This window comes from Candidatus Latescibacterota bacterium, from assembly GCA_020633725.1.
Lineage (GTDB): Bacteria > Krumholzibacteriota > Krumholzibacteriia > JACNKJ01 > JACNKJ01 > VGXI01.
Genome location: JACKDC010000002.1, coordinates 267,071 through 280,635, shown reverse-complemented (window position 1 = coordinate 280,635; position 13,565 = coordinate 267,071). Strand labels below are relative to the sequence as shown.

Sequence of the window (13,565 nt, the reverse complement as noted above, 5' to 3'; positions counted from 1 at the left end):
GTGACGAAGCGCGTCGCCCTGACAGCGGTTCTCGTCCTCCTGGCGGTCTGCACCGCGAGCCCGCCCGCCGCCGCCGACGCGGCGGCGCGGCGAGATTCGCTCGCGCCCGCCCCCGTCGCCCTGGACGAGCAGGACGCCGCGCGCCTGTCCTTCGGTCTCGCGCTGGGGCTCTGGTCGCGCGAGGCGCCCGGGGCCGCGCTCGAACAGCTCGCGCTGGCGGAGCCCGCGCGTCTCGATGCCGACGCCGCCGCCCGCACCCGCCTCCTCCAGGCCCTGGCCGCCGCCGCGGCCGGCGACACGCGCGGGCTGAACGCCCTGCTGGACGCCCCGCCCCTCTCCGCCGCCCCCGCGCTCGATCTGATCGCGCTCGCCAGCGGCGTAGATCCTGGCCACGACGCGACCGGCGCTCCCCCGCTACTGGCCGCACTCGCGGTGGAGCGCGCGCTCGCCGCGAACGACCTCGACCGCGCCGCCGCCACCCTGGCCGAATGCGCGGGACGTCTTCCCGAGGCCCTGCGCCTGCAGCTCGCCGCCCGGCTGGCCGATCGCCGCGGCGACGCGGACGCCGGCGCGCGCTGGCTTGCGCTGGCGCGTCACCGGGTGCGCGCGGACTGGGAGCGGCCCCTGGTGGCGGACGCCGCGCTCCGCGCCCTGGCGCGCGACCCCCAGACCGAACTGGCGGCCGCTTCCGATGCGCCGAACGCGCTGCGCGTGCGCGCGCTGGCGAGCCTGGCCGCCGGCGACAGCGTGGGAGCGCGCGCATCGTTGGCCCCGCTGCCGGCGGACGATCCGTCCACGCTGCTGCGCGCCCGCCTCGCGCTCGACGCGGACGATCCCGACGCCGCCTGGCGCGATCTCACGGCGCTCGAGGCCGCGCGTGCAGCGGAACGCGGGCGGCTGGTCGCGCTCGACCCCGACGCCGCGGCGGACTCGCTGCTCGCCCTGGCGGCGCGCAGCGGGCTCAGCCTCGCGCCCTGGAGCCGCGACGCCTTGCTCGCCGCGCTCGATGCCGCCGCCAGCGACCGCCGCGAGCGCCTCGACGGCGCGGGCCGCAAGGCCGGCGAAGCCCTCGAACCCGCCGCCACCGACCCCGCGCCGCTATCGCTCGCCCCCGCGCAACGGCGTGCCCTGGAGGACGCGCGCAGCGCCCTCGGCGCGGCAGGTCTCACGCGACAGCGGGCCGAGGCGGCGCGCGACGCGCGCGTGGCGGACCGGTCCGCCTGGCGGCGTCACCTGGCCGCGATGCTCGACAGCCTGAACGCCCTGGACACCGACCTGCGCAGCACCGCCGCCGGCCTGGACACGCTCGACCTCGCTGCGCGTCGGGCCGAGGCGGGCCTCGCGTCCCTGCTCGGAGACTATCAGGCGTGGCTGCTCGCGCGCGTCGATGCCGTCGCGCGTCGCGCCGCGCTGCACGACGAGGCCTTCGCCGCCCTCGACCGACTGCGCCTCGACGGCCCCCGGGCGCGCCGCCCGCGCACGACGCCCCTGGACCTGGACAGCCTCGTGGTCGCCGAGCGCTCGCTGGCCGGAGAGCTGCGGGACTTCGCCGCGCTGCACCGCGCGCGCGTCCCCGTGCTGCTCGCCGAGGGCCTCGAGCAGCGCTGGGCGCCGCGGTTGCGCCACGGTCCGTCCGACGCCGCCGCCCGCGGCGACACGCTGCTCGCGAACGCCGACGCCCTCGCCGCCCACCTGCGACGACTCGCCGCCGCGCCGGACTCGCTGGAGCTTGCGCTCGCGCAGGCGCTCGCTCGCGCCGAGGCGAACGAATCCTCCGCGGCCCGCGAACTGCGCGCGGCGCGCCGCGACGCGGCCGCGTCGCTGATCGAACAGCGGCTGGCCGCGATGGACGTCCAGCAGGAGGCGCTCGACTACCAGCTCGCCGAGGCCGCCCTGTCCCGCAGCCGCCGTGCGGACGACGACGCCCTCGCCGCCGTCGCGCGCGAGCGCATCGCCGCCTTCCTCGCCGCGCATCCCGGGTCGACCGCCCGCGCCGAGATGCGCTTCGCCCTCGCCGAGCTGCGTCTCGACGAGGCGCACGCCAGCTTCAACGCGGCCATGGCGCGTTTCCTCGGCGCGGAGGGCGCCGCCGACGAGGCCGCGGCCCAGGCGCTCGCCCCCTTCCTCGACGTCACGCCGGCCTGCGCGCTCTACCGCTCGCTGCTCGACGAGGACCAGGACTTCGCGCGCCGTGACGAGGTGCTCTTCAACCTGGGCATGCTGCTCGACGACGCGGGCGACCCGGACGGCGAGCCCACGTTACAGCGTCTACTGAAGGAGTGGCCGGAGTCCCCCACCGTTCCGCGCGCGCGCCTGCGCCTCGCCGAGCGCGCCATGGCCCGCGGCGACGCCGCGGCGGCGGCCGCCCACTACGCGGCCGTGGCCGAGCGGGGCGCGCCCGAGCAGGCCCGCGTGGCGCTCTACACCCTGGCCTGGATCCGCTTCCAGCAGGACCGCTTCCTCGACGCCGCCGAGCTCTACCGTCGCCTGATCGACCTCGAGCTGCGCGTGGCGACCACGGACCCGCAGGCGGGCGCGCTGGAGAGCGAGTCGCGTCGGCATCTCGCGGAGTCGCTGGCGCGGGCCGGCGGGGCGCCGGCCTTCGCGTCCTTCTTCGCGGGCTCCGGCGAACGCGACTGGTCGCCCGCGCTGCTGACCGACATGGGACGTCTCCTGCGCGGCTACGGCTTCCACGCGCGGGCGGCGGCGGCGGACTCGCTGTGGCTGGAGCGTCACCCCCTGGCGCCCGCGGCGCTCGCCCAGGCGCAGCTGCTCCTTGGCGACCTGCGCGCGGCCGGCGACTCGGCCCGCGCCGACGGCCGCCTCGCCGACCTGACGCGGCGCTTTCTGCCGGGCGGCGCCTGGGACCACGCCGTGCGCGCCACGGACGACTCGCTGGCCGAGGCCGGCGGAGACTTTGCCCGCGCCTGCGCGCTCCGTCTCGCCGCGCAGGCCCAGACGCGCGCCCGCGCCACCGACGACCCCGCGGCCTGGCGCGAGCTCGCCGGCCAGATGGACCTGCTGCTGGCCCACTGGGCGGACGACGCGGAGCATCCCGCGCGCCTGCTGCTCGCCGGCGAGACCGCCGCGCGACTCGGCGACATGGAAACCGCCCTCGCCCGCTACGGCGCCGCGGCGGCGGCGGACAGCAGCCTGGCCCCCACGGCCAGATGGCAGTCGCTCGCCCTGCTCGACGCGGCGCAGACGACGGCGGACTCCACCGCGGCGCCGGCCGCGCTGGCGCGCTTCCTGGCCGCCGGCGAGGACTTCCTTGCCGCGCACCCCCGGGACGAACGGGCGGCAGGTCTGCTCTGGCGTCTGGCGGCGTTGCGCGAAGCCAACGCAATGAACGCGGACGCCGCTGAGGCCTTCCAGCGCTTCGCGCGCCGCTGGCCCGAGAACGCGGCGGCCCCCCTCGCGGCCGCCCGCAGCGGCGACGCCCTGGCCCGCGATCGCGAGCACGCCGCCGCGGCCGCGCGCTACGCGGAGGCCCTGGTGCTGGCGCGCGCCGCGGGCAACGACAGCCTGACGACGGCCCTGGCCGAACGCGTCCCGGCGTCGCAGTTCCTCGCGGCCGAGGCGTCGGTCGCGGCCGATAGCAGCGACTGCGCAGGTGCGCGGCGCTTCGAGGCGCTGGCCTCCGACTGGCCCGCCTTCGACCAGGCCGACGAGGCCTGGTATCGCGCCGGCCTCGCCTACGAGGACTGCGGCGAGACGGCCGCCGCAGGCCGGGCCTGGGCGGCGCTGAGCCGTCGCGCGCCGGGCAGCCCCCTGCGCGGCGATGCGCTGCTCCGCCTCGCGGCACAGCGGGAGCAGGCCGACCCCCGCGCCGCGGCGGCCGCGCTGGCCAGCTACGCGCTGGAGGAGGCGAGCGCGGACGAAGCGCCCGAGGCGCTGCTGCGCGCGGTGGACCTCTGCGTGGGCGCGGGCGCGGCGAACGCCGCCGACAGCCTGCGCGACCGCTTCCTCGCGCGCTTCCCCGAGCACCCCGCCTCCCTGACCGAGATCCTGCGCGCCCGGGCGCTGGCCGCGCTGGACGCGCGCGGCGACGCGCCCATCCCCGACCCGGGCGCGCTGGACGGCCCTCTGGCGGACTATCTCGCGGGCGCCGCCGCGCGCCCCGAACTCGGCGATCCGGAGCTGCTGGCGCGGGTGGACTATCTCGTCTGCCTGTCGCTGCACGCGCGCTTCGCGGAGATCGAGCTCGACGGCGCCGCGCCCCTCGCCACGCAACTCGAGCGCAAGCAGGCCGCGCTCACGGACCTCGCCGAGCGGAGCCGCGCCGTGCTCGCGCGCGGCAACGCGCGCTGGTCGCGGGCCTCCGCGCATCTGCTCGGCCAGTCGCTCTACGAGTTCGGCGACGCGCTGCTCGCCCTCGAAGCCCCCCCCTCTCTTAGTGGCGACGACGCCCTGGCCTACCTCGAGGTCCTCGAGGATCAGGCCTGGCAGCTCTACAGCCGCGGCGAGAGCACCTGGAGCGAACTGGTGCGCCTCGCTCCCTCCGGGGACGAAGACCCGGACAACTGGGTCTCAATTACTAAAACCGAGCTGTGGCCGCGCATCGCCCGTCGCTTTCTGCACCTGCCGGAACTGGACTATCCGCTGGTGCAGGCCGAAGCGCCCCCCTGGGGTTCCTGATCGGTATGCGACTTGCGAACAGCCAAATCACGCGGGCGACGCTCGCCCCCCCGGTCACCTGGAACCCGACGAGGAGCCACATGCCCCGCTGGGATGCGCAGACTGCCCGCCGCTGGACTCGCGTCCTGCACGTGCCGCTGCTGCTGGCCATGGCCGGCTGCGCCGGCAACCGTGGGGTGGACAGCGCGGTGGAGGCGGACCCCGTCGCGCAGCTGGCCAGCGAGGGACCGACGCTCCGCGAACGCGCGCAGCTGGCCGTGACCGAGCCCTACTGGCCCTACCGTCTGGCGACGCTCCAGTTCGCGGCCGACTCCTCGGCCGCCGGCGAGCGTTCGCTGGACCTCGCGCTCGCGCGTGACGCGCGCTACGCCCCGGCCGTGAGCCTCAAGTCCAAGCGTCTGTACGGGCGCGGGGAGTACGCCGCCGGCGCCGCGCTGCTGCGCGCAGCGCTCGACGCCGGCGCCTCGCCCCGCGGCCCGCTCGAAGCCGGCCTGGCGCTGCAGCTCGAGGCGCTGGGCGAACTGGACGAGGCCGACGCCCTCGCCGCGCGCCTCGATCCCGCCGAGGGCGACATCGCCCCGGCCCTCGGCTTCCTCACGCTGCGCGGCCCCGATCCCTTCAACAGCGAGCCGTTGTTGCGCGCCGCGGCGGCCGCCGCGCCGGGCTCCGCCGCCGCGGCCAACAACCTCGGCATCGGCCTGCTCTATGCGGGACGCCCCGAGGACGCCGCCGCCGAGTTCGAGCGCGCGCTGTCGCTCGACCCCGACTGCGCCGGCGCCTACTACAACCTGGCCATCGTCGATCTGCACTACCGCTTCGACGAGTCCGCGGCGCGGGAGCACTACCTGGCCTATCGCCGTCTCGCCCCGGCCGGCGGCGACGACCCCGACGCCCTCGGCCGCAGCCTCGCCGACGGCAGCGGCGCGGGCGAGGTGGCGCTGACGCGCGAGGACGTCACCAAGGAGACGCAGCATGACGCCAACTAGCCTCCGCCTCGCCGGCGCCCTTGCGCTGCTGAGCGCGGCGAGCCTCGCCGCGGCGGCCGAGACGCCCGCGCCGGCCGCGCGCAGCCTCGAGGCGATCCAGATCGAAGGCGTGGTGGACGGCCCCGAGGTGCTGTTCATCAACGCCCGCGAGCCGGCGCGGCTGACGGCCACGCACGGCTGGACGCTGCTCGCGGCCGCGGGGCTGCTCGAGCCCGCGCTGCCCGCGCCGCTTCGCCTCGAGCCCACGGAAGTGCCGGACGCGCTGCTCGCGCCGGCCATCGACAGACCGACCACCACCACGACGGAGGAGTGAGGCATGGATCCGCTCGTCTGGCTGGGCCGCTTCGCTGCGTTCTTCAAGAACGGCGGGCCCTTCATGTACGTCATCCTGGCCACGGGCCTGGTCATCCTGGCGCTGAGCCTTGAGCGCTTCTGGGTGATCCAGCGCGCCGCGGCCCTGAACTCGGCCAAGCTGAGCCGCGACCTGCTGCGTCTCGTGCGCAGGGGGGACAAGAACAGCGCCGTTCAGCTGTGCGGCAAGGTGAAGGCGCCGGCGTCCAGCGTGGCTAAGGCCATCCTGCAGCGCGAGGGCGGCGATGAAGAGTCGCTGCAAAGCGCCGCCGACGGCGCCGCCACCGTGGTGCTGCCGCCGCTGGGCCGCCGCCTTTCCTATCTGAACATGCTGGCCAACGCCGCCACGCTGCTCGGGCTGCTGGGCACGATCTTCGGCCTGACCACGGCCTTCGCGGCGGTGGATGCCGCCGATCCGTCGCAGCGCTCGGCCTTCCTGGCCGCCGGCATCAGCCAGGCGCTGAACACCACGGCCTTCGGGCTGATCGTGGCGGTGCCGGCGCTGCTGGTGCACGGCTTCCTGGTGAGCAAGGTGGAGGGCATCGTGGACAGCGTGGACGCCCTGAGCGTGCGCCTCATCAGCCTGCTCACCGGCGGCAACGGGGAGCTCTAGCTCATGCTGCGCAGCAAGCGCGGGCAGGGCCGCGGCTTCCGGCAGCTCGTCGCCGAGGAGCTGGAGATCCTGCCCTTGCTCAACCTGTTCATCGCGCTGATTCCGATGCTGCTGATCTCGGCGGTGTTCCTGCAGGTGACGGTCATCGACATGCACCTGCCGCCCGCCGACAGCGCGCCGGCGCCCCCGGCCGCGCCCGGCCTGGACCTCTCGGTGAGCTTGGAGGACGGCGCCTGGCGCGTGGAGGGTCGCGGCATCGCGGCGAGCACCATCGCGGAGGACGCGGACGGCCCCGCGCGCCTCGGCGCGCTGCTGGCCGCGATCAGCCGCGAGCACCCGGACGAGCGGGACATCGTGATCGTGTCGACGCCCCACACGCGCTACGCGCGCATCGTGGCGGCCATGGACATCGCGCGCGGCTCGGGCTGGCCCGACGTGGCGCTGTACGGAGACGCGAGCGGAGGTAAGCCGTGAAGCGACGCCACCTGGGTCACCACCGCCTGCGCGGCGGCAAGACGACCCTGCGCATGACCTCGATGATGGACATCCTCACCGTGCTCCTGCTCTTCCTGCTGAAGAGCTTCGTGGTGGACGGCGAGGCGCTGACGCCGGTGCCCGGCGTGGAGCTGCCCGAGTCGTCGAGCGAGGAGAACGCGGCGCCGCGGCTGGTGGTGGCCGTCTTCGACGACGCGATCCTCGTGGGCGACGAGATGGTGGCCAGCGTGAGCGCGTCCCTCGCCGAGGAGACGCTGTGGATCGACGGCCTCGGCCGCCGGCTCGAAGCCGAACGCGCGCGCGGCGACGCGCTGGCCCAGCGGCGCGGCGCGGCCGAGGAGGCCGACCGCCCGGCCAGCCTGGCCATCCAGGGCGACAGGGACATCGAGTTCTCGATCCTGCAGAAGGTCATGTACACCTGCAACCGCAGCGGCTACGACGACATCGCCCTGGCCGTGATCAAGGACAGCTAGCATGTCGGTGGTGACCACGCTGCGCGCCGAGAGCTACCGGCTGCCCTGGCACGTCATCCTGATCGGGGAGATGGATGCGCGCACGCGGCGGAGCTTCGCCATCGCCGGCGCGCTCGGCGTGCTGCTGCTGGCGACCGTCGCGCTGACGCCCGCTCCCGTGCTGGTGGAGCCCACGCTCGAGGCCATGCCCGAGCGGCTGGCCAAGCTGATCCTCGAGCGGCCGGCCGAGCCGAAGGCCGTCGCCCCCAAGTCGCAGGTGCAGGCGCCGCCCGAGTTCGCCGAGGCGCCGCCCGCCCCGGCCGCGGTGGAGACGCCCCAGGCGGCGCCCGTCACGCCGCCCCGGCCCGAGCGCCGCGTGATCCGCAAGGAGACCGCGCCGCGCGTCGCGCCGGATCAGGGGCAGGCGGGTCGCAAGGAGGCGCAGGCGGCCACAGCGTCCCTCGCGAAGACCAGTGTTGCGCTCGACAAGACCCTGGCCGAGCTGAGCGCGGCACTGCCCACCGCCGACGACAACGCCGCGCCGCGCACCGAGCGCAACCGCGGACGCCTCCGCCGAGGCCGCGGTCGCGAGCAGCTCGCCGGGGTGAGCGACGCCGTGGCGCCCGCAGCGGCCGATGCCGGCGGGCCGGTGCTGCTGGCCGCGGGGCTGTCGGTGGATCTTGGGGAGATGGCGGTGGCGTCGTCGGGTGGCGGCGCGGCGGGCGCGCTGGGCGGCGGCGCGGGCGACGGCGGCGCCGAGATCCGGAGCAACGCCTCCCTGCTGGCCGTGCTGCAGCGCTACGCGCCGGGCATCCGCTACTGCTACGACAACGCTCTCAAGCGCCAGGGCGACCTCGCCGGCAAGCTGGTGCTCCGCCTCACCGTGGAGGGCGACGGCTCCGTGAGCGACGCCACGGTGGTGGACGACACGCTCCACAGCGCCGAGGTGCTGGACTGCGTGCTGGCGCAGGTGAACGCCTGGCGCTTCGGCGCCGTGGAGGGAGGCCGCGTGAGCTTCAACGCGCCCTTCGTGTTCAGCGCGAGCCAGTAATCCCCGACACGACCTTGCAAGAAAGGCCGGTGGGTTTCCCCACCGGCCTTCCTCCGTCAGGCGTGTGCTGCGCCTTCGCGTGCCGGGCCGCGGGTCCTAGCGGACCAGCACCAGGCTGCGGCTCTGGCTGTGCCCCTCGGCTTCCAGCCGGTAGAAGTAGACGCCCGAGCCAGCCGCCTGGCCGTGCGCATCCTTGCCGTCCCAGGTGAGCGTGTGCTCGCCCTGGGTGAAACGCTCCTCCGCCAGCGTGCGGACGTGGCGGCCGGAGATGTCGTAGATCGACAGACGGGCCATCGACGGCGTCTCGAGGCTGAAACGCAGGGTCGTGGGACCGTCGCCGGGGTGGAACGGGTTCGGCTGGCTCTGCTGGAGCTGCAGCGACCACAGCTGCTGCGGCTCGTCGCCGGGCGCGGCCGTCAGATCCGCCTGGTAGGTCTCCAGGGACAGATCGTCGATGGCCGCCTCCACCAGACCGCCCGAGCCGAGGTCGCAGGCCACGAAGCGGAACTGCACGGTGTTGCTCAGGCCGACCAGGTCGGTCAGCTCGGCGTTCACCTCGGTCCAGCTGTTGGCGATGTTGACCACGCGCTCCAGCTCGACCCAGTTCGTCCCGTTGCTGGTGACCTCGACCACGAAGTCGTCGTCCGTGGACGCGCCGCCCTCGCCGTACCAGCGCCAGTAGCGCACGAAGGCGCGGCTGGCGTCGCTGAGGTCGAAGACCGGGCTGTAGAGGGTCGTGCAGCCGCCGTCGATGTCGTTGTCGCCGGCCGCGGTGCCGCCATCGGCGCCGGTGACGAAGCAGATCACGCCGGGCGCCGGCGTGTGGTCGTCCTCGGGCTGCAGGATGGTGCCGTTGTAGTTGGTGCCATCCGGATCGCCGGCCTCCCAGAAGCCGGTGGTGGTGCCCGCGTCGTTGACGACGGTCCAGTCACCCATGCCGGTCTCGGTGTCGTAGGTGTAGGACACCTCGGTGATGAAGAGCGTCTCGTAGGCCAGCGGCGCGCCGGCGGGAATCACGCTCTCCTGCGCGAGGCCGTCGGTGGCGCTCACGTAGTAGTCCAGATGGCTGTTGGCGAAGGAGCCGGGCAGCGTGCCGTTGAAGGTGACGGGACCGCCCGTCATGGCCTGCATCTGCCAGGCGCCGTTGTTCACGCGGTAGTGCAGGACCACCCCGGCCACGGTGCTGAAGTCCTGGGCGTCGACACTGATGGGATAGGGACCCGCGGTGTCGCTGGTGCTGCCGCCCGGGGTCAGGTTGCTGAGCGAGGGACCGGCGTTGTCGGTGAGCGCGAAGTCCTGCACGGTCGCGTTGCCGTCGACGATCGTCACCGGCACGTCCATGGCGGCGAAGCCGGGCATGCTGGCGTGGGCCGTGTAGTCGCCCGCGCCCACGGAGCCGTGGTAGAAGCCGGCGGCGTCGGTCGCCCAGTGGAAGGTGGTGCTGAGCAGCTCCACCTGCGCGCCGGGCAGCGGCGCGTTGCCGTAGCTGGCGTTGGTGACGTGGCCTTCGAGCGAGCCGAAGCCCTCCATCGCCGCGAGGACGGCCGCGTAGGCGTCCACGAAGCCCCAGCCGTAGGTGTTCTCCTCACCGGCCGTGCCCTCGTCGCGGGCCGTGCTCATGAGGATCTGCTTCACGGTGTCCACGTCCAGGTCCGGGTTGGCCTGGCGCATGAGGCCCACGATGCCCGCCACGTGCGGACCGGCCATCGACGTGCCGCTGTAGCTGCTGCTGTAGCCGCCGCCGGGGATGGACGAGTAGACGCTCACGCCGGGCGCGACCACCTCGGGCTTGATCTTCAGCTCGGGGGCCACGTTGCAGCCCGTGGGGCCGCGGCTCGAGAAGGACGCGATCGGATAGGGCCAGCTGTAGCTGGTGGCGTCCACGGCGCCGATCGAGAAGACGTTGTAGGCCGTGGTGGCGCGGTCGGCGGGCGAGCGCAGGCTCGTGCTGCTCGGGCCCTCGTTGCCGGCCGAGAAGGTCACCACGCAGCCGGCGGCCTCGAGGTTGTCGATGGCGGCCCACCAGCGCGTGTCGCAGTCGGTGTAGCTGCCGCCGAAGTTCTCGTTGATGCCCCAGGAGTTCTGGCAGACGTCGGGGACGTCGTCGTAGGTCAGGGGGTTGCCGTCGGGATCGGCCATCCACTCGTAGCCGACGATGACGTCGTTGTCGAACTCGTTGCCCACGCCCTGGTCGATGGGGTTCGTCGCGATCCAGTGGGCGCCGGGGGCCACGCCGACGCTGTCGTCGAAGGCCTGACCGGTGATGGTGCCCATCACGTGGGTGCCGTGGCCGTAGTTGTCCACGGGGAAGTTCGCGGAGGTGCCGAGCACGTCGAGCCAGGCCTCGGAGGCCGGCGCGAAGTTGCCCTGCCAGCGGGAGGCCAGCGCCGGGTGGTTGCCGTCGACGCCCGTGTCCATGTTGGCCAGGATGCGGCCCTCGCCGGTGATGCCCAGCTCGTACCAGACCTGGGGCGCGTTGAGGGCGCGGATGCCGGGCGGGACGCCGATGCCGCGGTCGCCGCGGTCGCCGGTCTCGCCCTGCAGGGTCTGATCGCGGATGGGCTCGATCAGCTCGGCCTTGAAGTTGAGCTCGACGAAGTCCACGTCCTCACGGGCCGCGATCTCCGCCAGGGCTCCGGGCGTGGCCGAGACCACGACGAGGTTCGAGATCCAGTGCGACGAGAAGCCGCGGACCTCGCCGGTCTGCCGCTTCGTCTCCAGCCAGGTCTTGAGCGAGGCCTGGGAGCGGGAAGCGTCCTGCAGGGCGAGGACGACCTCGCGGTGGCGACGCGCCATGCTGGCGCGGTCCTGCTTGAGAGCCTGGTTCATTTCGGCGATGGGGGCCTGCTCGGCCATGATGACGATGGCGCTGATGGCCTCGTCGGCCGGGGTGGCGTCCATCTTCGCGGCCAGCGCGGGGTGGATCTCCCCGGCCTGGGCGAGCGACGCCATGAGAAGCAGGGCCGTCAGGGCGAATCCTCTGACGAGACGCATGGGCTTCCTCCTCCGTGGTCCTTGACGGTTCAAGAGGTGCGGCAACACCGGTCCGGACGGGCCGGCCGGCGGGCTGGGTACGCTGAGCGGTGCGGGGGAACCCCACGGCCGCCGGGTCCAAGGCGAGACTGGACCATTCTACCACAGCGGCGGAGGCGCCGTCATGCAGATGTTGCGGGCCGCGGAGGGCCCGTCTCAGCGCAGAAGCACGAGGCTGCGCGCCTCGCGCGTGCCGCCGGCGTCCAGCCGGACCAGGTAGACACCCGCGCCGAGCGCCCGGCCCGCGTCGTCGCGGCCGTCCCAGCGCGCGACGTGCTCGCCCGCGGGGAGCTCGCCCGCGAGCAGGGTGCGCAGGTGGCGGCCGGAGACGTCGACGACGTCGAGGCGCGCCGCGGCCGGCGAGGGCAGCGTGAAGGCCAGGACGGCCGCGCCCCGGGCCGGCCGGAAGGGGTTCGGGCGCGCCAGGCGCAGCCGGGCCGGCGGCGCGGCGGGAGACGCCGGCGCCGCGGTGGCGCTGCCGAGGGCCCCCCGCACGGCGGCGAAGGCGTCGACCACGCCCCAGCCGTAGCTGTTGTCCTCGCCGGGGTCGCCCTCGTCGCGGGCGGTGGCCAGCAGCAGCTCCTTGAGGGAGTCCACGTCCAGCTCGGGGTTCGCGCCGCGCATGAGCGCCACCACGCCCGCCGCGTGGGCGACGGCCATGGCCGAGCCGCTCCAGATCGCGTAGCTCCCGCCGGGCACGCACGAGACGACGTTCACCCCCGGCGCCACCAGCTCGGGTTTGACCTCGAGCCCGGGCGCCACGTCGCAGCCGCTGGGCCCGCGGCTGGAGAAGGACGCCAGCGGGTAGGGCCAGCTCTCGGGGACGCTCGCGTCCACCGCGCCCACGGCGAAGCTGTTCAGCGCGGTGGTCGCGCGATCCGCCGGCGAGCGCACGGTGCCCGGCGCGGGACCGTCGCCGCCGGCCGTGAAGAGCAGCACCACACCCGCGGCCTCGCAGTTGTCGATGGCCGCCCACCAGAGCGCGTCGCAGTCCGCGTAGCCGAAGTTCTCGTTCACGCCCCAGGCGTTCACGAGGACGTCGGGGACGTCGTCCAGGGTGCCGGCGTCGCCGTCGGGATCGGCGAACCACTCCAGCGCGGCGAAGATGTCGGCGTTGAACTCGGGGCTCACGCCCTGGCCGATCGCGTTGCAGGCGATCCACTCGGCCCCCGGCGCGACGCCGATGCTGTCGCCGGGAGCGAGCCCGACCACCGTGCCCAGCACGTGCGTGCCGTGGCCGCCCGCGAGGTCCACGGGCTGGCCGCTCGTGCCGTCGAGCAGGTCGAGCCAGCACTCGCCGGCCGGCGCGCCGTTGCCGCGCCAGCTGCCGGCGAGCGCCGGATGCGTGACGTCCACGCCCGTGTCGAGGATCCCCACCAGCGCGCCCGCGCCGGTGAAGCCGAGCTCGTTCCAGACGCGATCCGCGCCGATGGCGCGAATGCCGGGCGGCACGCCGATCGCACGATCGCCCGCGCCGGTGGGACGCGGCGCCTCCACCGTCGGCGCGGGCAGGGGCGTCACGGCGGCGACGTCCGCGCGCCGCGCCACGGCCTCGACCGTCGTGGACGCGGCCTCCAGGACAACGAGGTTCGCGATCCAGTGGCCGCGATAGCGCAGCAGCTCGCCGGCGGCGCGGCGGGCGTCGAGCCAGGCCAGCAGCGGCGCCTGGCCGTCCGCGGCCTCGCGCAGGGCCTCGATCACGGCCCGGTGACGCTCCGCGCGCGGCACGCCATCGGCCAGCAGCGCGCGGTTCATCGCGGGAGCCGGGGCCTGCTCCTGCAACACCACGACCACCGGCCGGGGCGCGGTGGGCGCGGCGTCGAGCGCGCAGGGAAGGGAGAAGAGCAGGACGGACAGCAGGAGACGGCGAGCGCGCATGGCGAACCTCCCGGGGCTGGCCCGAGTATAGCAGCCACGCCGGCGTCACGCCCGCTTGTTGCGGTCCA

General features: G+C 74.7%; 9 protein-coding genes. 7 read left to right on the top strand and 2 right to left on the bottom strand.

The genetic code is table 11. The features are described 5' to 3' along the window. From H6693_05665 to H6693_05635, 7 genes are all read left to right on the top strand, one after another. Nucleotides 1–4,638, top strand: coding sequence for a hypothetical protein (locus H6693_05665; protein MCB9515660.1), 4,638 nt, complete (start codon nucleotides 1–3; stop codon nucleotides 4,636–4,638). An 80-nt stretch (nucleotides 4,639–4,718) separates the two neighbouring features. Then, on the top strand, nucleotides 4,719–5,624 hold the full coding sequence (locus H6693_05660; protein ID MCB9515659.1) for a tetratricopeptide repeat protein: 906 nt from the start codon (nucleotides 4,719–4,721) through the stop codon (nucleotides 5,622–5,624). After that, nucleotides 5,611–5,937 carry a hypothetical protein gene (locus tag H6693_05655; GenBank protein MCB9515658.1) on the top strand — a complete coding sequence of 109 codons (327 nt, stop codon included), beginning with the start codon at nucleotides 5,611–5,613 and terminating at the stop codon, nucleotides 5,935–5,937. Before H6693_05660 ends, H6693_05655 begins: the two co-directional genes overlap by 14 nt. Before the next feature lie 3 nt (nucleotides 5,938–5,940). Beyond that, nucleotides 5,941–6,588: a MotA/TolQ/ExbB proton channel family protein gene (locus H6693_05650; protein ID MCB9515657.1), complete on the top strand. Its 648-nt coding sequence runs from the start codon at nucleotides 5,941–5,943 to the stop codon at nucleotides 6,586–6,588. A gap of 3 nt (nucleotides 6,589–6,591) precedes the next feature. Then, nucleotides 6,592–7,062, top strand: a complete 471-nt coding sequence (locus tag H6693_05645) for a biopolymer transporter ExbD (GenBank protein MCB9515656.1) — start codon at nucleotides 6,592–6,594, stop codon at nucleotides 7,060–7,062. After that, a complete protein-coding gene (locus H6693_05640) occupies nucleotides 7,059–7,556 on the top strand; it encodes a biopolymer transporter ExbD (GenBank protein MCB9515655.1) in 498 nt (165 codons plus the stop codon). The genes H6693_05645 and H6693_05640 overlap by 4 nt, the downstream gene beginning before the upstream one ends. Nucleotide 7,557: 1 nt before the next feature. Continuing rightward, nucleotides 7,558–8,586, top strand: coding sequence for an AgmX/PglI C-terminal domain-containing protein (locus H6693_05635; protein ID MCB9515654.1), 1,029 nt, complete (start codon nucleotides 7,558–7,560; stop codon nucleotides 8,584–8,586). Nucleotides 8,587–8,682: 96 nt separating this feature from the next. Here H6693_05635 and H6693_05630 read toward each other — a convergent pair whose 3' ends face one another. Beyond that, nucleotides 8,683–11,580 (bottom strand): S8 family serine peptidase, encoded by a 2,898-nt coding sequence (locus H6693_05630; protein MCB9515653.1) that lies wholly within the window; start codon nucleotides 11,578–11,580, stop codon nucleotides 8,683–8,685. 195 nt (nucleotides 11,581–11,775) lie between these two features. Next, nucleotides 11,776–13,497 (bottom strand): S8 family serine peptidase, encoded by a 1,722-nt coding sequence (locus H6693_05625; protein MCB9515652.1) that lies wholly within the window; start codon nucleotides 13,495–13,497, stop codon nucleotides 11,776–11,778. Nucleotides 13,498–13,565 lie beyond the last annotated feature (68 nt).

What these genes read in the sequence shown, in the direction of transcription:
- H6693_05660 (MCB9515659.1), top strand. Translation starts at nt 4,719, where the DNA reads ATGCCCCGCTGGGATGCGCAGACTGCCCGCCGCTGGACTCGCGTCCTG.
- H6693_05655 (MCB9515658.1), top strand. Translation starts at nt 5,611, where the DNA reads ATGACGCCAACTAGCCTCCGCCTCGCCGGCGCCCTTGCGCTGCTGAGC.
- H6693_05650 (MCB9515657.1), top strand. Translation starts at nt 5,941, where the DNA reads ATGGATCCGCTCGTCTGGCTGGGCCGCTTCGCTGCGTTCTTCAAGAAC.
- H6693_05645 (MCB9515656.1), top strand. Translation starts at nt 6,592, where the DNA reads ATGCTGCGCAGCAAGCGCGGGCAGGGCCGCGGCTTCCGGCAGCTCGTC.
- H6693_05635 (MCB9515654.1), top strand. Translation starts at nt 7,558, where the DNA reads ATGTCGGTGGTGACCACGCTGCGCGCCGAGAGCTACCGGCTGCCCTGG.
- H6693_05630 (MCB9515653.1), bottom strand. Translation starts at nt 11,580, where the DNA reads ATGCGTCTCGTCAGAGGATTCGCCCTGACGGCCCTGCTTCTCATGGCG.
- H6693_05625 (MCB9515652.1), bottom strand. Translation starts at nt 13,497, where the DNA reads ATGCGCGCTCGCCGTCTCCTGCTGTCCGTCCTGCTCTTCTCCCTTCCC.